Here is a 22,190-nt window from a genome sequence, read left to right as displayed (position 1 = left end):
TGTTGGGGCCGTTGTTGTTGGCGTACAGCAGGAAGTCGTCGGTGAACGCAGCCGACCCCAGGCCCGCGACGTCGACGCTGATCGGCAGGTGGCTGATCTGGTAAGCCCCGACCACGTCGGTCGTGTCCGCCGTTCCGGTGAAGGTCACCAGGGCGTCGGAGAAGACGTCGGCGCCGAGCATGCCGCTGGCGTTCACCGTCTCGATGAAGGTGATCGGCGTCGCCTGCGCCGATTGGGCGGTCAGGCCGAGTGCGCCGGCGATCGCCGCCAGCGCGATTGAAATTCTACGCATCTTGGACTCCACGCGCGGTCGCCCCCAGGCGTGCGCTTCGGGCGGCAACCTGACAGGCCGCGCTCGCATAACAACGGTTCACACCCAGGATGCGAAGTTTTCGCCATTCCGAGGACGTGCGAAAAACGCTAGCACCGGACCATGACCCGCCGCCCCGTGCCTTTCGACATCGGCCCCGTGCACTTCATCGGCATCGGCGGCATCGGCATGAGCGGCATCGCCGAGATCATGCTGCGCATCGGCTATCAGGTGCAGGGCTCCGACGCCAAGGCCAGCGCCAACACCGAGCGGCTGGAGAAGCTGGGGGCCAAGGTGTTCATCGGCCATGACGCCGCCTATGTGGATGGGGCTTCCGCCGTCGTCTATTCCACCGCGGTGAAGGCCGACAATCCGGAGATGGTCGCCGGCCGCGAGCGGCGCCTGCCGCTGGTGCGCCGCGCCGAGATGCTGGCTGAGCTGATGCGGCTGCAGTTCTCCGTCGCCGTGGGCGGCACGCACGGCAAGACCACCACCACCTCGATGGTCGCCTGCCTGCTGGACGCCGGCGGGCTCGATCCTACCGTCGTCAACGGCGGCATCATCAACGCCTACGGCACCAATGCGAAGGTCGGCGCCGGCGACTGGATCGTGGTCGAGGCGGACGAGAGCGACGGCACCTTCCTGAAGCTCAAGTCGACGGTCGCCATCGTCACCAACATCGACGCCGAGCACCTGGACCACTGGGGCGACTTCGAGGCGGTGAAAAAGGGCTTCCGCGACTTCGTGGAGAACATCCCCTTTTACGGCTTCGCGGCGGTCTGCACCGACCACCCGGAGGTTCAGGCGATGGCCAGCCGGGTGGAGAACCGGCGCCTGGTCACCTATGGCGTCAATCCGCAGGCCGAGGTCCGGGCGGAGAACCTGACGATGGGGCCGGATGGCTGCCACTTCGACGTGGTGATCCATCCGCTCCCCCAGGCCGGCAAGGATGGAACGGCGATCCGCTACGACGGCCTGCACCTGCCGATGGCCGGCCACCACAACGCGATGAATGCGCTGGCCGCCATCGCCGTGGCGCGCGAGCTGGGCGTGAAGCCGGAGGACATCCGCAAGGGCCTGGCGGGCTTTGGCGGCGTGCGGCGGCGCTTCACCACCACGGGCGTGGCGAACGGCGTGCGGATCATCGACGACTACGGCCACCATCCGGTGGAGATCGCTTCCGTGCTGAAGGCCGCGCGCGCGGTCACCGACGGCCGGGTGATCGCGGTCGTGCAGCCCCACAGATACTCCCGGCTGAACGACCTCTTCGACGACTTCTGCCACGCCTTCAACGACGCCGACGTGGTGATCGTGGCCGACGTCTATGCGGCCGGCGAGGCGCCGATTCCGGGCGTCGACCGCGACGCCCTGGTGGAGGGCCTGCGCCGCTACGGCCATCGCCGCGTGCTGGCCCTGGAGACGCCCGCCGACCTGCCGCGGATCGTCGGCGAGGAGGCCAGGGCCGGCGATCTCGTGGTCTTGCTGGGGGCCGGCGACATCACCGCCTGGTCCTATGCCCTGCCGGATCAGCTGACAGCCCTTTCGGCGGCGAACGGGGCTGCCGCGGAATGACCTGGCGCGACCGGCTGCCGGAGGTTCGCGGCAAGCTGATCCGCGACGAGCCGCTTGGCCCCTTCACCTGGTTCCGGGTCGGCGGCCCGGCCGACGTGCTGTTCCTGCCGCAGGACGAGGACGACCTCGCGCAATTCCTGAAGGGCCTCGACGCCAGCGTGCCGGTCACCCTGCTGGGCGTGGGCTCCAACACCCTGGTGCGCGACGGCGGGGTCGAGGGCGTGGTGATCCGGCTGGGCAAGGCGTTCGCGGCCACAGAGCCTCGCGATGGGAGCCGCATCTTCGCCGGGGCCGCGGTGCTGGACGCTCTCCTGGCGCGCGAGGCGGGCAAGGCCGGGATCGCCGGGCTGGAGTTCTATCGCGGCGTGCCGGGTTCGGTCGGCGGCGCCCTGGTCATGAACGCTGGCTGCTACGGGTCGGAGACCAAGGACGTGCTGGTCGAGGCCTATGCGCTGACGCGCGACGGGCGACGCCTGACGCTCAGCAACGCCGACCTTGGCTACAGTTACCGCAGGTCGGCCCGCGCGGCGGCCGAGCCGCTGGTCTTCCTGGGCGGCCTGTTCCAGGGCCGGCCCGACGACCCCGCCGCCATCGCCGCGCGCATGGACGAGATCACCGCGCGCCGCGAGCAGACCCAGCCAATCCGTGAGAAGACCGGCGGCTCGACCTTCAAGAACCCGCCCGGCCATTCCTCCTGGAAGCTGGTCGACGACGCCGGCTGGCGGGGCAAGCCTTATGGCGGGGCGATGTTCTCACCGCTGCACGCCAACTTCCTGATCAACACCGGCGAGGCCACCGCCGCCGACCTGGAGGGCCTGGGCGAGGCGGTCCGGGCCGACGTGCGCGCCAAGACCGGCGTCGATCTGGAATGGGAGATCAAACGGATCGGGCGCGCTTGACCCGGTCTGCCGTCTCGGTCACCGGCGTGTCATCCTCGCCGAACCCTCTGTCCCTGAGTCGAAGCCGATGACCGCACCCCTTTCAGGCGTCCATGTCGCCGTCCTCCTGGGCGGGCTCTCGTCCGAGCGGGAGGTGAGCCTGGTCTCGGGCCGCGAATGCGCCGACGCGCTCAAGCGCCTGGGCGCCAGGGTCTCCAGGGTCGACGCCGGCCGCGACCTCGCCCAGGTGCTGACGAAGCTGAAGCCCGACGTCTGCTTCAACGCCCTGCACGGCGAGTGGGGCGAGGACGGCTGCGTGCAGGGCGTGCTGGAGACGATCGGCGTCCGCTACACCCATTCCGGCGTGCTGGCCTCGGCGCTGGCCATGGACAAGGCCAAGGCCAAGGCTGTCCTCTCCGCCGCTGGCGTCGCCGTGCCGGGCGGCGGCCTGTTCAACCGCTTCGAGGCCGCGGCCGACCACGTCATGGCGCCGCCCTATGTGGTCAAGCCGAACGCCGAGGGCTCGTCGGTCGGCGTGTTCCTGGTCTTTGAGGGCGCCAACCGTCCGCCGCAGGAGCTCATCGCGCCCAGCTGGACCTTCGGCGAGGAGGTGATGATCGAGCCCTACATCGCCGGCAAGGAGCTTTCGGTGGGCGTGATGGACGGCAAGGCCATGACCGTCACCGACATAATTCCGCGCACCGGATTTTATGACTACGAGGCCAAGTACGCCGATGGCGGATCGACACATGTCGTGCCCGCGCCCATCCCGCCGCATGCTTTTGAAAAGGCGCTGAAACTCGCCGAGATGGCGCACGCCGCGCTCGGTTGTCGCGGGGTCACCCGATCCGACCTTCGTTACGACGATGTTAACGATGTTCTTGTCCTCTTGGAGGTGAACACCCAGCCCGGGATGACGCCCACTTCGCTCGTGCCTGAGCAGGCGGCTCTGCAGGGCGTGGATTTCGACCGGCTGGTGCTTTGGATCACGGAGGACGCGTATGGCGGCGGCGGTGCGGGGAGGGTCGCGCGTACAGGCGAAGTCCCCGGCTAGAGCGCCCCAGAAGGCGGCGCGCTCAGGTCCGGCCGCCGCACCGGCCAGGGCCGCGCGCCGGGCGCCCAAGCCGGCCCGCGACCATCACGGCCCGTCGGCGAAAGTCGTCCTGATCGGCGCCGCTGCGATCCTTGCCCTCGCCACCGTCGGCGCGCTCGCCACCGGCCACCGCGGCCAACGCCTGGCCGAGGCCATCGGAAGCGGCGTCGACGCCCGCTTCGGCGCCGCCGGCTTCCGGCTGAAGACCATCGAGGTGCAGGGCGCCTCGCCAATGGCCACCGCCGACATCGTCAAGGCGGCCGGCGTCTACAAGAACCAGCCGATCCTGGGCCTCAACCTCACCGACCTACGCAAGAGCGTGGAGAGGGTCGGCTGGGTGAAGGAGGCGCGCGTCGTGCGCCTGCTGCCCGACACTCTGGTGGTCGCGGTGGTGGAGCATCGCCAGCTCGCCGTCTGGCAGCACGCCGGGCGCCAGTTGGTGATCGACGACCACGGCCAGGTGATCAAGGAAGCCGATCCGGCGCGCTTTGCGACCCTGCCGCTGGTGGTGGGCGACGGCGCCGCGGCCCACGCGCCGGAGATCCTGCCGGTGATCGCCCAGCGCCCGCGCCTGATCGGCCAGATGGACGCGCTGGTCCGCGTCGACGACCGCCGCTGGGACGTGCGCATGAAGGACGGTTCGCTGATCCAGCTGCCCGCCGACAATGTCGAAAGCGCGTTGATGCATCTGGAGCGCCTCGACCAGCGTTCGCGCATCCTCGAACTCGGCTTCGACCGCATCGATCTGCGCAATCCCGACGTGGTCTCGGTCCGCCCAAGGCCCAACCAGGCGCTGCCTGTCCAGACGCAACAACCCTCGCCGACCGCGGCGGGGCAATGACCCAGATGGAAGCCTAGTCGATGTTGAAGTTGGCCACCCGCGCGGAAGCGCCCCCAGAGCGGCAGGCCGAGCGCCGCAAGTCCCAGGGGCCGGTCCCGGCCAGCGGCGATAGGCGCGATGGCCGCGACGGGCTGAAGGCGGCCCTGGTGCGCCCGCCGGTGGTCGCCGCCGTCGACCTCGGCGCCTCCAAGGTCACCTGTTTCATCATGAAGCCCGAGGGCGTCCACAAGGGCGACCGGACGCTCACGACGGCTGGGGTTGGGTACGTCCAATCGCGCGGCGTGCGCGGCGGCTCCATCGTCAACCTCGACGAGGCCTCGGAAGCCATCGCTCAGGCCGTCGAGCGGGCCGAGAACGTCGCCGGCGTCAACGTCCAGAGCGTGACTGTCGCCACCGCCGGCGGCCAGCTCACCTCCAACCGCGTCGCCGGCCGGGTCTCCATCGGCGCGCGGCCGATCAGCGACCACGACCTGGTGCGCGCGATCAGCAATGCGCTCGCCCAGATCAAGCTGCCGGGCCGGCGCGCCGCCCACATCCTGCCGATCTCCTGGTCGGTGGACGGGCAGGGCGGGGTGCGCGACCCGCGCGCCATGTTCGGCCGCACGCTCGGCGTCGAGCTGCTGGTCGTCTCCGTCTCGGAGGCCGTGTTCCAGACCCTGGGCGCCTGCGTCGAGCGCGCGCACCTGCAGTTCGAGGGCGTCGTCGCCGCCCCCTTCGTCTCGGCGCTCGCCGCGCTGGAAGAGGACGAGATGGATCTGGGCAGCGTCTGCATCGACATGGGCGGCGGCTCGACCTCCGCGGCGGTGTTCACGGCCGGCTCCCTGGTTCACGTGGAGACCGTGCCGGTCGGCGGCCAGCACGTGACCCAGGACATCGCCCGCGGGCTTTCCACCTCCATCGCCGGCGCAGAGCGCATCAAGACACTGCACGGCAGCGCCATCGCGTCGGCCAACGAGGACCGCGAGATGATCGAAGCCCCGCCGCGCGGGGACGATCCCGGCGCGGGCCCGGTCATCGCGCCGCGTAGCCTCCTGAAGGGAATCATCGCGCCTCGCGTCGAAGAGACCCTGGAACTGCTCCGCGACCGCCTGAAGAACTCCGGCGCCCCGGTCGAGCCGGGCGCGGGCCTGGTGCTGACCGGCGGCGCGAGCCAGCTGGCCGGCGTCCGCGAAGTCGCCGTCCGCGTCTTCGACCGCCCGGTGCGTCTGGGGCGGCCGCGCCGCGTGCCGCACCTGGCCGACGCCGCGAGCGGGCCCGCCTTCACCGCCGCCGCCGGCATCCTGCACCGCGCCGCCTTTGGCCCCCGCGAGGCGGTCAGCGCCAAGGCGCTCGCCTCGGCGAAGCTGCGCCGCGAGCCGCTGGACCCGCGCGCCAACCCGGTCGCCAAGGCGGCGAGCTGGCTTCGGGAAAACCTCTAGCGTCTAGCCGACTGCAGGCCGCGATCCGGCGCCGCGGCGCAGGGCGGCGCCCACGAGGCCAAAGCCCGCCAGCATCAGACCCCAGGCCGCGGGCTCGGGAACCCCGCCTGGCGGGGCGTCGAAACTGCCGGCGACATGGACGCCGCCGGTAAAGGTCTCGCTGTAGGCTTCGAAGCTGGCCTCAAGGCCGAGGGTCGAGGCGTCGAATACCTTCACATGCGGGTCCGCGCCCGCGCCGGCCCCGACGATGATGCTGTCATGGCCGTCGAACAGCCCGCCCGCCACCGAGACACCGCCCAGGAAAGTCGGCGCAAAGGCGTCGAAGCTGTCGAGCGGGGCGAGCGTGTCGGCGTCGTAGACCTTGACCTGCGGCCCGCCGCCGGCGCCCGCCCCGACGATGATCGCGTCCTTTCCGTTCACTTCGCCGAAGGCCACCGAGACGCCCCCCGTAAAGCCCGGGTCGAAGGCGTCGAAGCTGTAGACCGGCGCCAGGGTCGCGGCGTCGAACACCTTGACATGCGGCCCGCCGCCCGCGCCCGCGCCGACGATGATCACGTCCTTGCCGTTCACATCGCCGGAGGCCACCGAGACGCCGCCTGTGAAGCCCGGGTCGAAGGCGTCGAAGCTGGCGAGAACGTTGAGGCTGCCGGCGTCGAAGACCTTCACGTGCGGGCCGCCGCCGACGCCCGCCCCGGTAATGATCACGTCCGTGCCGCCGAAATTGCCGGTGGCCACCGAGACCCCGCCGGTGAAAGATGGCGCGTAGGCGTCGAAGCTCTTGAGGAGGGTCTGGCCACTCGCGTCGAAGACATTGACGTGCGGGCCGCCGCCGGCGCCCGCTCCGGTCACGATCACCGACTGGCCTCCCTCGGTCCCCGCCGCCACGAACGCCCCGCCCGTGAAGCTGGGTGCGTAGGCGTAGAACGAGGCGTCGGCCGCCAGGCTGGGCGTGGCGAAGCTCTTGACCTGCGGGCCGCCGCCCGGTCCCGCGCCGGTGATGATATCCGCCGCCAGGGCGCCGCCGGCGGCCAGCGTCAAGCCAGCGGCCAGGGCCGCGACAACAACTCGCTTCATAGCCATCCTCCGTCGCCCGGGACGGAACCTGGCCCCCTCAGCGGACGCCGTTTGTGGCGAAAAACCTCACACGCGGGCAGTTGCAGCGCACGTCAGCGAGTTGCATGCAGGCGGTCCGCAGCCCGGCGATCTGGCTTGGGGGAGACCTCCCGGCCTGCGCCGAACCGACGCCTTTCACCGCGCCTCTGTCCCGACGCGGGGTCAAGAGCCTAACCTGCCCTGAAACGCCGGCGTTCCTGCAGCGCGGCAGTGGGAGGTTTCGCCATGTCGGGCGCCTACGAACACATCCTTTGCGAGGTCGAGCAGGGGATCATGCAGATCACCCTGAACCGGCCCGAGAAGCTCAACGCCTACACCGCCACCATGGGCGCCGAGCTGGCTCGGGCCTTTGACGCGGCCGACCTGGACGACGAGGTGAGGGTGGTCTTGGTCACCGGCGCTGGCCGCGGCTTCTGCGCTGGCGCCGACATGTCCGCGGGAGCCGACGCCTTCGACACAACCTCGGCGGAGGGGTCGGTTTCGTTTGGCGATGTCTCGCAGGGGCGCCAGGGGCGAGCGGGCGGCGCGGGGATGGTGGGGGCGATCTTCGAGTGCCGCAAACCCTCCATCGCCGCCTTCAACGGCGCCGCGGTCGGCGTCGGCCTGACGCTGACGCTGCCCATGGATATCCGCATCGCCGCCGACACGGCGAAGTTCGGCTTCGTCTTCGCCCGCCGGGGCCTGGTCCCCGAGGCCGGCAGCGCCTGGTTCCTGCCGCGTCTGGTGGGGCTGCCTCAGGCGCTGCGCTGGTGCCTCGACGGGGCGCTGTTCTCTGCGGGCGAGGCGCTGACGGGCGGCCTCGTCAGCGAGGTGGTCTCCGCCGACGAGTTGCTGCCGCGCGCCCGGGCCATCGCACGCTCTATCGCCGACAACACCGCGCCGATCTCAGTGGCCATCACGCGCCAGATGCTGTGGCGCCTGTCGCCGGAGCCGGCGCCCTGGCCGGCGCTGAAGGTCGATGGTGCGCTCGCCATGGCCCTGGGCGCCACTGACGACGTCCGCGAGGGCGTCTCGGCCTTCCTCGAAAAGCGGCCGCCGGTCTTCCCGGGCCGGGTTTCTTCAGACATGCCCAAGGGTTACCCGTGGTGGGACCGATAGGGCCGCCTTTCCCGACTCAAGGCGGTCGTCCACAGTCTTGAGGCGAGTCACCTTGCCGCAGGCGCGCGCCTGATTCGGCTTACGCCTTGTGACGCAAGGATATTTTTCCTCACCGCAGCGCTCGACCCCGGCCCGACTCACGGTATGCGGTTAACGCTCGATTAAGGATGTGGGCGCGTACTTAACGCTTCCTTACGAGGGCGCTTCGGTCGGTTAACCGGGGCGCGTCGGGCCGCAGAATCGGGAAGGACGCAGGGGTCCCATGAGCATCTCTCTCTCAGCGCCACGCGCGACGGAACTGAAGCCGCGCATCGTGGTGTTCGGCGTCGGCGGGGCCGGCGGCAATGCGGTCAACAACATGATCGAGGCGGGACTGGAAGGCGTCGAGTTCGTCGTCGCCAACACCGACGCCCAGCAACTGGCCTTCGCCAAGACCGACCGCCGGGTCCAGCTCGGCGTCCTGGCGACGCAGGGTCTGGGCGCCGGCGCCCACCCCGAGATCGGCATGAGCGCGGCCGAGGAGAGCATCCCGGAGATCGGCGAGCACCTCGACGGCGCCCACATGGTGTTCATCACCGCCGGCATGGGCGGCGGCACCGGCACCGGCGCCGCGCCGATCATCGCCAAGTGCGCCCGCGAACGCGGCATCCTGACGGTGGGCGTGGTCACCAAGCCTTTCCACTTCGAGGGCCGCCACCGCATGCGCCTGGCCGATGCCGGCATCGGCGAGCTGCAGCGCTACGTCGACACCCTGATCGTCATCCCGAACCAGAACCTGTTCCGAGTCGCCAACGAGCGGACCACCTTCGCCGAAGCCTTCGGCATGGCCGACCAGGTGCTGCACTCGGGCGTCCGCTCGATCACCGACCTGATGGTCCTGCCGGGCCTGATCAACCTCGACTTCGCCGACGTGCGCACGGTGATGACCGAGATGGGCAAGGCGATGATGGGCACCGGCGAAGCCACGGGCGAAGACCGCGCCCTGATGGCCGCCCAGAACGCCATCCAGAACCCGCTGCTGGACGAAGTCTCGCTGAAGGGCGCCAAGGCCGTGCTGGTCAACGTCACCGGCGGTCTCGACATGACCCTGCTGGAAGTCGACGAGGCGGCCAACGCCATCTCCGAACAGGTCGATCCGGAAGCCAACATCATCTTCGGCGCCGCCTTCGACCCGTCGCTGGACGGCATGATCCGCGTCAGCGTGGTCGCCACCGGCATGGACGGCGCCTCGATCGCCGCCATCGAGCCCAAGCTCGAGCGCCGGCCGATGACCGCGCCGCCGCTGATGATGCCGGAACGCGCCGCTGCGCCCGAGCCCGCCGCGGCCCCGGCCTACGCGTCGTCGCCGGAACCGGTCGCCGAGCCCGTGCTCGCCGCCGAGACGGTCGAGGAAGAGCAACCCGACCTCTACGCCGCGCCCGTGGCCGCGACCCCGGCCGCGCCGGTGGTGGTCCAGCCCGTGGCCCGTATCGTCGATCCGGCCGCCGCCGAGACCGAGGACGAGCCGCTGTTCGCCGAGCCCGCCTACGAGGAGCGCAAGCCGCGCGGCGGGTTCCTGTCGATGTTCGGTTCGCGGCCGCGCTACGACGCCCCGCAGCCGGCGCCCCAGGCGGCCCAGCCGCGTCCGGCGCCCAGCCGTGGCGGCGCGGCCACAGCGGAGGCCATCGAGCCCGAGCAGGAGGCGCATCAGGGCGAGGATTTGGAGATCCCGTCGTTCCTGCGGCGTCTCGCGAACTAACTGAAAATCTTAACGAACCACAGAGCGCCGCGGCGGCCTTGAAGGGCTTCCGCGGCGCTTCTGTTTTCGGACTCCGTTAACCGAAACATTGCGAAACAGGGATTGTTTTGCTGCGGCGCACCACTTTGCTTAACCGCAAGACTGGGTTCGCGTGTAGGGCGAACGCCTGAGTTTCCAGGGGAAGGCTTCAGCGTGGCGGCAGACGGTTTCCAGAGCGGCGCCTTCCAGCACACCGTCAAGAGCCCGGGGCTGTTCGCCGGCGTCGGCGTCCACACCGGCGCATACACCCAGGTCGCCGTCCGCGCCGGCGACACCGACAGCGGCATCGTCTTCGTCCGTACCGACGTCCTAGACCGCGACAACCGCGTTCCCGTTTCGCCGGAAGCGGTCTGCAAGACCCAGCTTGGCACCGTCATCGAGAACGCCGCCGGGGTCACCGTCGCCACCATCGAGCACCTGATGGCCGCGCTGGTCATGAGCGGCATCGACAACGCGGTGGTCGAGCTCGACGGGCCGGAAATGCCGATCATGGACGGCTCCTCCTGGCCGTTCCTGCAGATCCTCGACCGCGCGGGCCGTCGTCCGCAGGCCGCCGCGCGCCGCTTCATCGAGATCATCGACACCGTCGAGGTCATCGACGGCGACAAGCGCGCGGCGCTGAAGCCGGCCCTTCAGTTCGAGGTCGCCTTCGCCATCGAATTCCCCACCGCGGTGATCGGGCGCCAGGAAATCGACCTGGCCATGGACGAGAACGCCTTCCGCCGCGAGCTCGCCGACTGCCGCACCTTCGGCTTCCTGCACGAGGTCGAGGCCTTGCGCGCCATGGGTCTCGCGCGGGGCGGCACCATGGAGAACGCCGTGGTGATCGAGGGCGACCGGGTGCTGAACCCCGAAGGCCTGCGCCGGCCCGACGAGTTCGTGCGCCACAAGGCGCTGGACGCCATCGGCGACCTCTATGTCCTGGGCGCGCCGATCCTCGGCCGCTTCGAGGGCGAACTCGCCGGGCACAGCATCAACAACGCGCTCGTCCGCGCGCTCGCCGCCCGCCCCGACGCCTACCGCATCGTCACCTTCGCCGACGAGATCGCCGTCGCGGTCTGATCACTGCGACCCTGCCGCCGTTTGCGCGCCACAGTTGGTAGTGTAGATACCGACTCCTCGCGTGGGGGCGCGCGTTCGGTTCATTTGAGGTGTCGGTGTCCTTGGTACGAAATAAGTGGGCTCGCCCCAATTCACTGACCAAGGCGGCTCTTGTCGCTGTCGTCTGCGCCCTGGCCGTCGCCGGGTGTTCCAGCGGGGCGAAGAAGGCCCCCAAGACCAAGCTGGCCTATGAAGAGCGCCCGGTGGAGCTGCTCTATTCCACCGGCGCCGACCGGATGGACAAGCACCTCTGGAACCAGGCCGTCGACTACTTCCAGGAGGTCGAGCGCCAGCACCCCTATTCGGAGTGGTCGCGCCGGGCGATCCTGATGCAGGCCTTCGCCCACTATCAGGCCAACGACTATGACGATGCGATCGGCGACGCCGACCGGTTCATCTCGCTCTATCCGGGCAACCAGGCCGCCGCCTACGCTCACTACATCAAGGCCATCTGCTACTTCGAACAGATCGTCGACGTGGGCCGCGATCAGGCCGCCACCGGCCAGGCGCTGGACAACCTGCGCGAAGTCACCTCGCGCTATCCGCACACCGAATACGCGCTGGATGCGCGCCTGAAGATCGACATGGTCAACGACCAGCTGGCCGGCAAGGAAATGACCATCGGCCGCTGGTACCTGCGCCAGAACGACACGCTCGCCGCCATCGGCCGCTTCAAGACCGTCGTCGAGCGTTATCAGACGACCAGCCACGCGCCCGAGGCGCTCTACCGGCTAGTCGAGGCCTATCTGTCGCTTGGCTTGCTGGACGAGGCCAAGCGGGATGGCGCCGTGCTGGGCTATAACTACCCCGGCGACCAATGGTACATCGACGCCTACAACCTGCTCACATCGAAGGGCCTGCGCCCGTCGTTGGTGCCGGTGGTGGCCTCCAAGCGCAGCGTGTTCCACCCGGCCTACACCAAGGACAAGATCCACACGGTGGCTCCGCCCACCAATGTGCCGGATACGACCGCGGCCTCGCTCGCCGCCAAGCCGGTCAAGGCTGACACGCCAGCGCCCCCGGCCGCCCCTGCCGCCACGGCCGCCGCGGACACGACCACCGCCACGCCGGCGCCGAAGAAGAAGAGCTTCTTCCATATGCCGCACATCTCGATCCCGTTCGTCGGCGGCGGGGACAAGGGCAACCCGACTGCGCCGGACACTGTGCCGACGCCGACGCCCGGCCTCTAGCCGAAGCCAAGACACCCGGGCGCGGCGCGATACGCCGCGCCCCCTTGGATATGAGAACAAAGAGTGATCAACTGTGGCGCGGCCGCACTTTCGCGGCCGGCTGATTCTGTGGCGTGTTGGCTGGCATGTTGATCGGGCTCTGGATCCGCGACGTGGTGCTGATCGAGGCCCTGGACCTGTCCATCGGGCCGGGCCTGACCGTGCTGACCGGTGAGACCGGGGCCGGCAAGTCGATCATCCTGGACGCGCTGGGCCTGGCGGTCGGCGCGCGGGCCGAAGCCGGGCTGGTGCGCCGCGGCGCGGCCCAGGCGGCCGCCTCGGCGGTCTTCGCACCCGCGCCGAACCATCCGGTCTGGGACCTGCTGGAGGAAAAGGGCCTCTCCTACGCCCGCGACGAGGACCTGGTCCTGCGCCGCACCTTGAGCGCCGACGGCAGGAGCCGCGCGTTCGTCAACGATCAGGCCACCGGCGTCGGCGTGCTCAAGGAGGTCGGCGAGGCCTTGCTGGAGGTGCACGGCCAGCACGAGACCGTGGGCCTGTTGGACGCGCGCACCCATCGGCCGTTGCTCGACGCCTTCGGCGGGATCGACGCGCGGGGCGTGGCCGAGCGCTGGAGGGCCTGGCGCGAGGCGCGCGAGGCGGTCGAGGCTCTGCGCGCCGAGGTCGCCCGCTCCGACGCCGAGACCGAGGAACTGACGCTGCGCCTGGCCGAACTCGACCGCCTCGACCCACGCGAGGGCGAGGAGACGGAGCTGGCCGAGGAGCGCGCCATCCTGGGCGCCTCGGAAAAGGCGCTCGCCGACATCGCCGCCGCGCGCGAGGTGTTCGAGGGCCTGACCGGCAAGGTCGCCGGCGCCGCGCGCTCGCTCAGCCGGGCGCACGAGCGCGCTTTGCTGGCCGGCGCGACGGAGACCGGCTCGGCGGTCAGGCGGCTGACGGAAGCCTCGGCCGCCATCGAGCGCGTGCTGATCGAAGCCGCCGAGGCGGAAGCCGCCGTCGACGCCGCCGCCCAGGCCTTCGATTTCGAACCCGACCGCCTGGAAAAGGCCGAGGAGCGTTTGTTCGACCTGCGCGGCCTCGCCCGCAAGCTGCATGTGCCGGTGGAGGAGCTGCCGACGCTCCGCGCCCGCTTCGCCGAACGCCTGCGCGCCGCCGAGACCTCGGAGGACGCGCTCCGGGCCGCGGAAGCCGCGCTGGCCGCCGCGCGCGAGGCCTATCTCGACGAGGCCGGCAAGCTCACCGCCGCCCGCACCGCCGCCGGAGCGCGGCTGGCGATGGCCGTGACGGCGGAACTCGGCCCCTTGAAACTCGACAAGGCCCGCTTCCAGGTCGCTGTGACAGCTCAGCCTGAGGACAAGGCCGGGCCCACCGGCCTCGACCGCGTGGCCTTCGAGATCGCCACCAACCCCGGCGCGCCGTTCGGCGACCTGGGGGCCATCGCGTCCGGCGGCGAGCTGGCCCGCTTCGCGCTGGCGCTGAAGGCGGCGCTGGCCGGCCGGGGCGGCGGCCCGCAGCCCCTGATGATCTTCGACGAGGTCGACCAGGGTGTTGGCGGCGCCGTCGCCGACGCCGTCGGCCTGCGCCTCAAGCGCCTCGCGGCGGAAGCCCAGGTGCTCGTCGTCACCCACAGCCCCCAGGTCGCGGCCCGCAGCGACGCCCATTGGCGGATCGCCAAGGCCGGGGAGGGCGAGCGCCTGCGCACCACCCTGGAAGACCTCTCGCCCTTAGACCGAGAGGAAGAGATCGCCCGCATGCTCGCCGGCGCCGAAATCACCGACGCCGCGCGCGCCGCGGCCCGGGCCCTGATGGAGGCGTAATTTTCCCTCCCCGTGCCGGGGAGGGTGGCGAGCGAAGCGAGACGGGTGGGGAAGCATGGGCCAGCGTGCTGAGTCAGCAGCTGAACGCGAGTTCCCTACCCTGGCCGCTAGCGCGGCCTGTTCCTCCCCATTAAGGGGAGGGGAATGATCCCCGTCGCCGACCTCACGCCCGACCAGGCCGCCGCCGAGCTGGCGCGGTTGGCCGAGGAGATCGCGGGCCACGACATCCGCTATCACCAGCAGGATGCGCCGACGATTTCGGACGGCGACTACGATGCGCTCAAGCGGCGCAACCTGGACATCGAGGCGCGGTTTCCCGACCTCATCCGCGAGGACTCGCCGTCGCTGAAGGTCGGCGCGGCGCGGGCGGCGCAGTTCTCGGCGGTGACTCACGGCGTGCCGATGCTTTCTCTCGACAACGCCTTCGCCGACGAGGAGGCCGTCGAGTTCGATGCGCGAATCCGACGTTTCCTGCGGCTCGGCCCCGACGAGACCGTCGGCTACACCGCCGAGCCCAAGATCGATGGCCTGAGCTGCTCGATCCGGTACGAAAACGGTCAGCTCGTGCAGGCCGCCACCCGGGGCGACGGGCGCACCGGCGAGGACGTCACCGCCAACGTCATGACCATCGACGATATCCCCAACCGCCTGAAGGGCTCCGGCTGGCCGGAGATCATCGAGGTGCGGGGCGAGGTCTATCTGGGCCACGACGCCTTCGCCGCCCTCAACGCCGCGGCCGCTGCGGCCGGCCAGAAGACCTACGCCAACCCGCGCAACGCCGCGGCCGGGTCGCTGCGCCAGATCGACCCGAAGATCACCGCCGCGCGGCCGCTCGCCTTCTTCGCCTACGCCTGGGGCCTGCTCTCCGAGCCGTTCGCGGAGACGCAGTGGGAAGCTCTCCAGAAACTGAAGGCCTGGGGCTTTTCCACCACCGCTGATAGCCGCCGGGTCGAGAACGCCCAGGGCCTGCTCGACGCCTACGCCCACATGGAGGCGCAGCGGCCCAAGCTCAGCTTCGACATCGACGGCGTGGTCTACAAGGTCGACCGGCTGGACTGGCAGCAGCGGCTGGGCTTCGTCACCCGCACGCCGCGCTGGGCGATCGCGCGCAAGTTCCCGGCGCAACAGGCGCGCACCGTGTTGGAGGCCATCGACGTCCAGGTGGGCCGCACCGGGGCGATCACCCCGGTCGCGCGCCTGCATCCGGTCACCGTCGGCGGCGTGGTCGTGGTCAACGCGACCCTGCACAACGCCGACGAGATCGCGCGCCTCGACGCGCGCATCGGCGACACCGTCATCCTGCAGCGGGCCGGCGACGTGATCCCGCAGATCGTCAGCGTGGTGGTGGAGGAGCGTCCCAAGGGCAGCGAACCCTTCGCCTTCCCCACCCGCTGCCCGTGCCCGCTGCACACCGAGATCGCCAAGGAGACCACGGCGGCCGGCGCCGAGACGGTCGTGCGCCGCTGCACCGGCGAGTTCGCCTGTCCCTTCCAGAGGCTCGCCCACCTGCGCCACTTCGTGTCCCGCCGCGCCTTCGACATCGAAGGCCTGGGCGAAAAACAGATCGTTCTCTTCACCGAGAAGGGTTGGCTGGAGTCGCCCGCCGACATCTTCCGGCTGAAGGACCGGCGCGCTGAGATGCTGGAGATGGAGCGCTTCGGCGAGACCAGCGTCGGCAACCTGCTCGAGAGCATCGAGGCCCGCCGGCGGATCGACCTCGACCGCTTCATCTACGGCCTGGGCATCCGCCACGTGGGCGAGACCACCTCACTGGCGCTCGCGCGACACTTCGAGACCGCCCACCGCTTCGTCGAGACGTCCAAGCTCGCCGCGACCCAGATGGCCGGCGCCGTCTTCGCCGAGCTGTCAAATCTCGACGGCCTCGGCCCCACCGCGGTGTCCGCCGTGCTGGAGTTCGCGCGGGCCGGGCAGGGCGTGCTGGCGCCGCCGGACCTGTCGTTCGACAGCCATCTTCGCCTGGCCATCCCCAAGCTGAACTCGAAGGCCCGTGCGGCGCTGGAGGTCCGGTTCGGCGACTGGGCGGCCTTCGAGACGGCGGCGCGGCAGGCGGCGGCGGAGACCCCCGGCGAAGCCTTCAACGAGGTGGCGTCGGTGGACGCGGTGGGCGTGGTCGCCGCACGGATGATCGCCGAGTTCTTCGGGGAGGATCACAACCGCGCGCTGGTCGACGACCTGATGGGCCAGCTGACGGTCATCGACGCCGAGCGGCCGAAGACCGACACGGCCGTGGCCGGCAAGACGGTGGTGTTCACCGGCGCCCTGGAAAAGATGACCCGCGACGAGGCCAAGGCCCAGGCCGAGGCTCTGGGCGCCAAGGTCTCGGGCTCGGTGTCGAAGAAGACCGACCTGGTGGTCGCCGGCCCCGGCGCCGGCTCCAAGCTCGCCGACGCGCAGAAGCATGGCGTGCAGGTGATCAGCGAGGAGGAATGGCTGGCCCTGGTGGGCGGCTAGATCGCCTTCTTCCAGAGGTTCTTCGCCACGGGCGCGATCGGTTCGTCCGCCGCCAGGCCGTAGAGCCAGCCCTGGGCCATGTCGACGCCGGCGCGGCGCACCTCGTCCTCGACCGCCGAGGTCTCGACCATTTCAGCCAGCGTCCTGATCTTCAGGTCGCGGCACATCTCGACGATGTGCTTGATGAAGGTCGTGCCGCGGCCGCCGAACTGCAGGTCGCGGATGTAGCGGCCGTCGATCTTCAGCACGTCGAAATGCAGCTGCTGCAGATAGGCCAGCGAAGCCGACCCCGCGCCGAAGTCGTCCAGGCAGACCTGGCAACCGGCGCCGCGCAGGGCCTGCAGGTGCCGGTCGGCGAGCGGCAGGTCGTCGATGGCCGCGCTCTCGGTGAGCTCGAACATCAGCCGCCCACTGAGGTCCGGCTGGCGCGCTACCAGGCCCAGGACGCGGTCGATGTAGGCGGCGCTGACGATGGTGCGGCCGGAAACATTGACGGCGAGGCTGAGCGCCGCGTCCCGCGCCATCTCGGCGGCGGCCTTTTCGAGGATGGCGAAATCCAGCGCCTCGATCAGGTCCATCTCCTCGGCCATGCGGATCTGCGGGAACGGGCTCTTGTCGTCGCCGAAGCGGACCAGCACCTCGTAGTGGTGCAGCGCGCGGCTCGCCAGGTCGACCACCGGCTGATAGGCCAGCTGGAAGTCCTTGCCGCTGATCGCCGTGCCGAGCGCGCCGGCCTGGGCGAGCGTGTGGTCCATGGCCGCGTTCAGCGCCTCGGCGAGGTTGCCGGGCGCGGGCCAGCCGGAACCTTCGCGCGAGAAACCGTCGAGCGTGTAGCGCAGCGCCTTCATCATCTGCGCCGGACGCTCGGTCCCGGACATGGAGACCGTCCCGGCCGACGGCGTGATCGGACTGTCGGTGACGCCCCGCAGGAGCTGGTTCAGGCGCGCGGCCAGGATCTGCGGCGACTCGCCCCGGGCCCGGACCAGCGCGAAGCGGTCGTGCTCCAACTCGGTGGCTGCCGCGCCGCCCCAGGATTGGGCGCGCAACAGGGCTGCGACGCCGGCGTCGAGCTCCTCGCGGTCCTCCGGCGAGCCCTCGCTGCGCGCGGCGCTGAGGCCGTCGAGCTCGACGAGCGCCAGCTCGAGTTCGCGCACCGCGCCGGTGGTGATGCCCATCAGGTCGCTGGCGAGCGCCTCGAAGGCGGCGCGGTCGGGCAGGCGGCCGGCGAACTGGGCCGGCTCGTAGCGGGCGCGGGCCAGCGCGCAGGAAATGGCGCCGCCGTTTTCCGGCAGGCGCAGCGCCGTCAGGCTCGCGGCCCGCTCCGGCGCTGCCAGGCGCACGATCACCGGGCTGCAGCGGCGGCCGGTTTCCAGGCCCTCGATCAGCATCGCCAGCATCCGCTGGTCCGCTGGATCGATGAAGTCGCGCCAGGCGTGGCCGGCGATTTCGGTCTCCGCCGCGCCCGACAGGGCCTCGCTCGCGCCCAGCGCGAACGCGATCTGGCCGTCGGGCGCAATCTCGATCAAGAGATCGGCGCTGGCGAAGGCGAAACCCAGCAGTCGGCGCGCTTTCAGCGGCAAATCGCACGTCCTCCCAGACGATAAACTATCCGCACGGCCTTAATTCAGCGTTTCTCCAGACGGTTGCATTGACATCAATTCGATATTTAGCTAAATGTCACCTCATGAACGCCGTGTTCAAAGCCCTCTCCGACCCGACGCGCCGCCACGTCCTGGAACTGCTCCGGGACCGGCCGATGACGGCCGGCGAGCTTTCCGACCACTTTCCAGTCTCCAAGCCCACCATGTCGGCCCACTTCGCCGTCCTGCGCGAGGCCGATCTGGTGCACGTCCATAAGGACGGCAAACTGGTCATCTACGCTCTCAAGCTCTCGGTGCTGGAAGATGCGCTGCTGGGCTTCGTCGGCGCCTTCAGCGCCGTTACGGCGGCCACGACGCCTGCCGAGCCCGCCGTTCTCAAGAAGGGAACCCCCCGATGAAAATTCACCGCAACACTGCCGTCGCCCTGATTTTCGCCGGCGGCTACATGGCCGGCGCCTTCGGCCTGAAGCTCGCGGAGCGGGCCGGTTACCTGTCGCACGACACCGTGGTGCGCGCCCTCGCGGTGTTCAGCGGGGTCGTGCTCGCCATCTATGGCAACTTCCTGCCCAAGACCGTTGGACGGGTTCGCAATCCGGCGCAGGCGATCCGCATGCAGGCCGCGCTGCGGGCCGCCGGCTGGGCCTTCATGCTGGGCGGCGCCGGCTATGCGGTGACCTCGCTCCTGCCGCTTCCCGACGCGGTGCCGCTCGCGATCTTAGGCTCCGCCACCGCCTATGTGTTCGGCTATTCGGCCTGGGCCTTCATGGAGACCGACAAGCCCAAGGGCGGCTCACCGCAGCCTCGCCCTTAGGACAGGCGAGGGGCCTCCGCCGGCGGGGGCGGCGCGGCGGGTTCCTCGCGGTCTTCGGGCCGCAACGCCGGCTCGGGCGGGTCGCGTTCGGTTGCGGCGGTTGGGACGCCACGGTCCGGCGCGGCGGCCGCCTGTTCAGCCGTGGGCTTGTGGCCGATGCCCAACACCCGCTTGCCGGCGCGGACGGTGGCGCTGCCGACCGGGCCGCCGACGAAGCTCGCCGCGATGCCGCCGATCGGACCGGCGACCGCGGTCCCGGCGACCTGGGCGGCCAGGCTGCCGGCCACGCCGCCTGCGGCCTCGTCCAGCTTGACCTTCGGCTTCGGCTTCGGTTCCGGCTCGGGGGGCCGCAGTTTGTCGCCCCAGGGTGAGACGTCGGGCGGCGCGGCTTCGGCGGGCGCGGGGCGGTCCTCCGGCGCGGCGGGTTCCACGCGCGGGGGAGCGGCCTGGTCGGGCGGCGCGTCGAGCCGAGGGGCCGGCGGCGCTTCGCTGGGCGGCGGCTGTTCCTCGCCCGGCGGGGTGTCGTGGATGCGGGTGACGGGCTGGGCCATGGCGGGCGCCGCCAGGGCGGCGGCAAGGCCCGCGATCAGTACGCTACGCATCGCAAATCTCCTTCGCCCAACGGGTGAAGGCTGCTGAACGCCTGGCCGGCCCCTAGGTTCTGGCGCCGCTGCCCGGACTCGCGCGATGCTTCCGGTCCTTGGAGGAGCGCTTGCCATGGCCGGACCCGCATCGAACCCGGCCAGATGGATGCCCGACGTCGTGGTGGCGCGCCCGCGGCTGTTCGTCTCCATCCTGATCGGCCTGATCGTCGGCCTGGGCTGCCTGGCTTTCCCGCAGATGAACGTCTCGACCCGTTGGATTCTCGGCTGGGACGCGCTCTCGATGACCTTCCTGGGCACGATGTTCGTCAGCATGATCAGCCATAGCCCGACCGAAATCCGCGCCCGCGCCGCCCTCGACGACGAGGGCAAGGGCGTGATCCTGGGCCTGGTGCTGATCGCGGCCTCGGCCAGCGTCTGGGCCGTGGGCGTTGAGCTTTCCATGGCCAAGGAGGCGCACGCCGCGATGAAGGTCGTGCATATCTCGCTCGCCTTCGTCACCGTAGTGGCGTCGTGGCTGATGGTGCAGATGATCTTCGCCCTGCATTACGCCCACGAATACTACGGGGTCGACGAGGACGATGGCGCGCGCGACGCCATGGGCATCGAGTTCCCGGGGACGCTGGACCCGGACTATTGGGATTTTCTGTACTTCGCGGTCGTCATCGGGGTGGCCTGCGCCACGGCGGACGCGAACATCACCTCCAAGGGGCTGCGGCGGCTCTCCACCGTCCACTGCCTGGTGGCTTTCGCCTTCAACACGATCATCGTGGCCCTCACCATCAACCTGACGGCGGGGTTGTTCTAGAGCGGTCACAACCTTCCCCGCGGGAGCGGGGAAGGCGCTGAAGGGTGCTTAGTCGTTGACTCGCAGGTTGGTCGCCGAGGTCTTGCCGCTGCGGCGGTCGGCTTCCAGGTCGTAGGCCACGTGCTGGCCTTCGTTCAGGCCGCGCAGGCCCGCCTGTTCCACCGCCGAGATGTGCACGAACACGTCCTGGCCGCCGTCTTCGGGCTGGATGAAACCGAAGCCCTTGGTCGGGTTGAACCACTTCACCGTGCCCGCGCCGGCGCCGGCCGGGTCGCCCGCCGGGCGTCCGCCGCCACCGCCGCCGCCGAAGCCGCCGCCGCGCGGACGGTCGAACCCGCCGCCACCGCCGCCGCCGCCGCGTGCTGGCGCTTCACCGTGTCCGGTGACCACCAGTTGGCCAGCCGAAAGTTTGCCGGACCGTCGGTCCTGCTCAAGTTCGAAACTGACCAGATCGCCTTCATTCAGGCCCCGAAGGCCCGCCTGTTCGACTGCTGAGATATGGACGAAGACGTCGCTTCCGCCGTCGTCCGGTTGGATGAAACCAAAGCCCTTAGCGGTATTGAACCACTTGACCGTGCCGCTCGCCATTCGCCTGACCTAACCGAGATAGAGTCTTACGCCCGCAAAAACGCGGGTCGTCCGGCCGTCGAATTTGACGATCCGTGCAAGCTATGTAGCGGGCGAAGAGCCAGTAGGCCAGCGGCGCCGTGACAGAACAGCGCAATCAGCCTATTTCAGCGGCCTTCGAATCCCACCCTGCAAGGCGCGAAGACCTCCCTTGAACAGTATTTGTGTCTATTGCGGCTCGGCCCTAGGCGTTGATCCGGCGTTCCAAGACGAGGCGATCATCGCGGGCAATCTGATCGCCAAGCAGGGCCTCACGCTGGTCTATGGCGGCGGCAAGGTGGGGTTGATGGGTGCCGTGGCCGATGCGGCGCTGGCGGCCGGAGGCAAGGTCGTGGGCGTGATGCCAGCTGATCTGGTCAATCAGGAAATTGGCCACAAGGGACTGACGGAACTGAAGATTGTCAATTCCATGCACGAGCGGAAGTGGGCGATGGCCGAGCTTTCCGACGGCTTCCTATGCCTGCCTGGAGGCCCGGGGACCTTCGAGGAGATCTTCGAGCAATGGACCTGGGCGCTGCTCGGCTTTCACGCCAAGCCCTGCGGCTTCGTCAATGTCGGCGGCTATTACGATCCATTGCGCTCTACGGTCCAACAGATGGCCGACAAGGGGTTCTTGGCTCAAAAATATGTCGACATGCTGATCTACGCCGACACCACGGCCGCCGCGCTTCAGGCGTTTGGCTCCTACGTCGCCCCAGCTCCCAAGTGGGGCGTAGCCCCCGTCGAGCAGCGTTACTGACGCCGCCTAAGGGCTGGCCCGGCGCGGCCTGCATCCTCGGATGGGCGAAAAGAGCGCTATGCAGCGGACAAGGTTAGGTGTTTATTAACCATCATGGACCCGAATTTTGTCGTTCTGCTGATGCTTGTGGGCGCGGCCGCGGCCTTCGGATTTGTCGTGGCCTTGTTTTCGAGCGAGCAGGTTCGCCAGCACGGACTGGGCGGCGCGCTTATTCGCGCCTTCACCGGCGGTGGCTATAAGCCTTACGGCCACTGACTTGGCGCCTGGCCCCAAGAAAACAGCCCCCGGCCTGGGCCGAGGGCTGCAAAATCTGTGGCTGACT

At 69.8% G+C, this 22,190-nt stretch carries 19 protein-coding genes and 2 pseudogenes; 16 read left to right on the top strand and 5 right to left on the bottom strand.

Annotated features, from left to right (window positions below; translation table 11 throughout):
- The first annotated feature begins 433 nt into the window (after positions 1 to 433).
- The 5 genes from murC (at position 434) to ftsA (ending at position 6,112) form a co-directional block, all read left to right on the top strand.
- On the top strand, positions 434 to 1,882 hold the full coding sequence (gene murC, locus VKQ35_RS09120; RefSeq protein ID WP_324360749.1) for a UDP-N-acetylmuramate--L-alanine ligase: 1,449 nt from the start codon (positions 434 to 436) through the stop codon (positions 1,880 to 1,882).
- Positions 1,879 to 2,781, top strand: coding sequence for a UDP-N-acetylmuramate dehydrogenase (gene murB / locus VKQ35_RS09115; RefSeq protein WP_324360746.1), 903 nt, complete (start codon positions 1,879 to 1,881; stop codon positions 2,779 to 2,781). The genes murC and murB overlap by 4 nt, the downstream gene beginning before the upstream one ends.
- A gap of 67 nt (positions 2,782 to 2,848) precedes the next feature.
- Positions 2,849 to 3,814 carry a D-alanine--D-alanine ligase gene (locus tag VKQ35_RS09110; RefSeq protein WP_324360744.1) on the top strand — a complete coding sequence of 322 codons (966 nt, stop codon included), beginning with the start codon at positions 2,849 to 2,851 and terminating at the stop codon, positions 3,812 to 3,814.
- The gene (locus VKQ35_RS09105) at positions 3,762 to 4,694 is read left to right on the top strand and encodes a cell division protein FtsQ/DivIB (protein ID WP_324360742.1); all 933 of its coding nucleotides are present in this window, start codon (positions 3,762 to 3,764) and stop codon (positions 4,692 to 4,694) included. The genes VKQ35_RS09110 and VKQ35_RS09105 overlap by 53 nt, the downstream gene beginning before the upstream one ends.
- A gap of 20 nt (positions 4,695 to 4,714) precedes the next feature.
- Positions 4,715 to 6,112 carry a cell division protein FtsA gene (gene ftsA, locus VKQ35_RS09100; protein WP_324360740.1) on the top strand — a complete coding sequence of 466 codons (1,398 nt, stop codon included), beginning with the start codon at positions 4,715 to 4,717 and terminating at the stop codon, positions 6,110 to 6,112.
- Between the two features lie 3 nt (positions 6,113 to 6,115).
- Here ftsA and VKQ35_RS09095 read toward each other — a convergent pair whose 3' ends face one another.
- A complete protein-coding gene (locus VKQ35_RS09095; RefSeq protein ID WP_324360738.1) occupies positions 6,116 to 7,186 on the bottom strand; it encodes a PEPxxWA-CTERM sorting domain-containing protein in 1,071 nt (356 codons plus the stop codon).
- Between the two features lie 264 nt (positions 7,187 to 7,450).
- On the opposite strand from VKQ35_RS09095, the gene VKQ35_RS09090 reads away from it, so the two are divergent.
- The 6 genes and pseudogenes from VKQ35_RS09090 to ligA all read left to right on the top strand — a co-directional run bounded on the left by VKQ35_RS09090 (position 7,451) and on the right by ligA (position 16,680).
- Entirely contained in the window at positions 7,451 to 8,323 is an 873-nt protein-coding gene (locus VKQ35_RS09090; RefSeq protein ID WP_324360736.1) for an enoyl-CoA hydratase-related protein, read from the top strand.
- Between the two features lie 262 nt (positions 8,324 to 8,585).
- Positions 8,586 to 10,061 carry a cell division protein FtsZ gene (gene ftsZ / locus VKQ35_RS09085; RefSeq protein WP_324360734.1) on the top strand — a complete coding sequence of 492 codons (1,476 nt, stop codon included), beginning with the start codon at positions 8,586 to 8,588 and terminating at the stop codon, positions 10,059 to 10,061.
- 192 nt (positions 10,062 to 10,253) lie between these two features.
- Positions 10,254 to 11,162, top strand: coding sequence for a UDP-3-O-acyl-N-acetylglucosamine deacetylase (lpxC, locus tag VKQ35_RS09080; RefSeq protein ID WP_324360732.1), 909 nt, complete (start codon positions 10,254 to 10,256; stop codon positions 11,160 to 11,162).
- A 101-nt stretch (positions 11,163 to 11,263) separates the two neighbouring features.
- Positions 11,264 to 12,151: pseudogene (locus VKQ35_RS09075) on the top strand (outer membrane protein assembly factor BamD); the annotation flags it as partial.
- Between the two features lie 365 nt (positions 12,152 to 12,516).
- Positions 12,517 to 14,208: a DNA repair protein RecN gene (gene recN / locus VKQ35_RS09070; RefSeq protein WP_324360730.1), complete on the top strand. Its 1,692-nt coding sequence runs from the start codon at positions 12,517 to 12,519 to the stop codon at positions 14,206 to 14,208.
- 144 nt (positions 14,209 to 14,352) lie between these two features.
- The gene (gene ligA, locus VKQ35_RS09065) at positions 14,353 to 16,680 is read left to right on the top strand and encodes an NAD-dependent DNA ligase LigA (protein ID WP_324360728.1); all 2,328 of its coding nucleotides are present in this window, start codon (positions 14,353 to 14,355) and stop codon (positions 16,678 to 16,680) included.
- Here ligA and VKQ35_RS09060 read toward each other — a convergent pair.
- Positions 16,677 to 18,260 carry an EAL domain-containing protein gene (locus VKQ35_RS09060; protein WP_324360726.1) on the bottom strand — a complete coding sequence of 528 codons (1,584 nt, stop codon included), beginning with the start codon at positions 18,258 to 18,260 and terminating at the stop codon, positions 16,677 to 16,679. The genes ligA and VKQ35_RS09060 overlap by 4 nt on opposite strands.
- A gap of 104 nt (positions 18,261 to 18,364) precedes the next feature.
- Here VKQ35_RS09060 and VKQ35_RS09055 point away from each other — a divergent pair, with 104 nt between their 5' ends.
- On the top strand, positions 18,365 to 18,679 hold the full coding sequence (locus VKQ35_RS09055; protein ID WP_324360724.1) for an autorepressor SdpR family transcription factor: 315 nt from the start codon (positions 18,365 to 18,367) through the stop codon (positions 18,677 to 18,679).
- Positions 18,676 to 19,092 (top strand): hypothetical protein, encoded by a 417-nt coding sequence (locus VKQ35_RS09050; RefSeq protein ID WP_324360722.1) that lies wholly within the window; start codon positions 18,676 to 18,678, stop codon positions 19,090 to 19,092. Before VKQ35_RS09055 ends, VKQ35_RS09050 begins: the two co-directional genes overlap by 4 nt.
- On the opposite strand, the gene VKQ35_RS09045 is transcribed toward VKQ35_RS09050, so the two are convergent.
- Positions 19,089 to 19,694 carry a hypothetical protein gene (locus tag VKQ35_RS09045; RefSeq protein ID WP_324360720.1) on the bottom strand — a complete coding sequence of 202 codons (606 nt, stop codon included), beginning with the start codon at positions 19,692 to 19,694 and terminating at the stop codon, positions 19,089 to 19,091. The two genes, VKQ35_RS09050 and VKQ35_RS09045, sit on opposite strands and share 4 nt — an antisense overlap.
- 115 nt (positions 19,695 to 19,809) lie before the next feature.
- Here VKQ35_RS09045 and VKQ35_RS09040 point away from each other — a divergent pair, with 115 nt between their 5' ends.
- The gene (locus tag VKQ35_RS09040; protein ID WP_324360718.1) at positions 19,810 to 20,502 is read left to right on the top strand and encodes a DUF1345 domain-containing protein; all 693 of its coding nucleotides are present in this window, start codon (positions 19,810 to 19,812) and stop codon (positions 20,500 to 20,502) included.
- A gap of 48 nt (positions 20,503 to 20,550) precedes the next feature.
- Here VKQ35_RS09040 and VKQ35_RS09035 read toward each other — a convergent pair whose 3' ends face one another.
- Positions 20,551 to 20,748, bottom strand: coding sequence for a cold-shock protein (locus tag VKQ35_RS09035; protein ID WP_293372453.1), 198 nt, complete (start codon positions 20,746 to 20,748; stop codon positions 20,551 to 20,553).
- 144 nt (positions 20,749 to 20,892) lie between these two features.
- Positions 20,893 to 21,090, bottom strand: a pseudogene (locus tag VKQ35_RS09030) (cold-shock protein); the annotation flags it as partial.
- Positions 21,091 to 21,280: 190 nt separating this feature from the next.
- On the opposite strand from VKQ35_RS09030, the gene VKQ35_RS09025 reads away from it, so the two are divergent.
- Both VKQ35_RS09025 and VKQ35_RS09020 read left to right on the top strand, forming a co-directional pair.
- On the top strand, positions 21,281 to 21,868 hold the full coding sequence (locus VKQ35_RS09025; protein ID WP_324360716.1) for a TIGR00730 family Rossman fold protein: 588 nt from the start codon (positions 21,281 to 21,283) through the stop codon (positions 21,866 to 21,868).
- Positions 21,869 to 21,961: 93 nt separating this feature from the next.
- A complete protein-coding gene (locus VKQ35_RS09020) occupies positions 21,962 to 22,123 on the top strand; it encodes a hypothetical protein (RefSeq protein ID WP_324360714.1) in 162 nt (53 codons plus the stop codon).
- Positions 22,124 to 22,190: the final 67 nt, after the last annotated feature.

It is taken from the genome of Phenylobacterium sp., from assembly GCF_035309685.1.
In the GTDB taxonomy this organism is placed as follows: Bacteria; Pseudomonadota; Alphaproteobacteria; order Caulobacterales; family Caulobacteraceae; genus Phenylobacterium.
The sequence above is the reverse complement of the archived record's forward strand: the minus strand, read 5'-3'. Positions and strand labels throughout refer to the sequence as shown.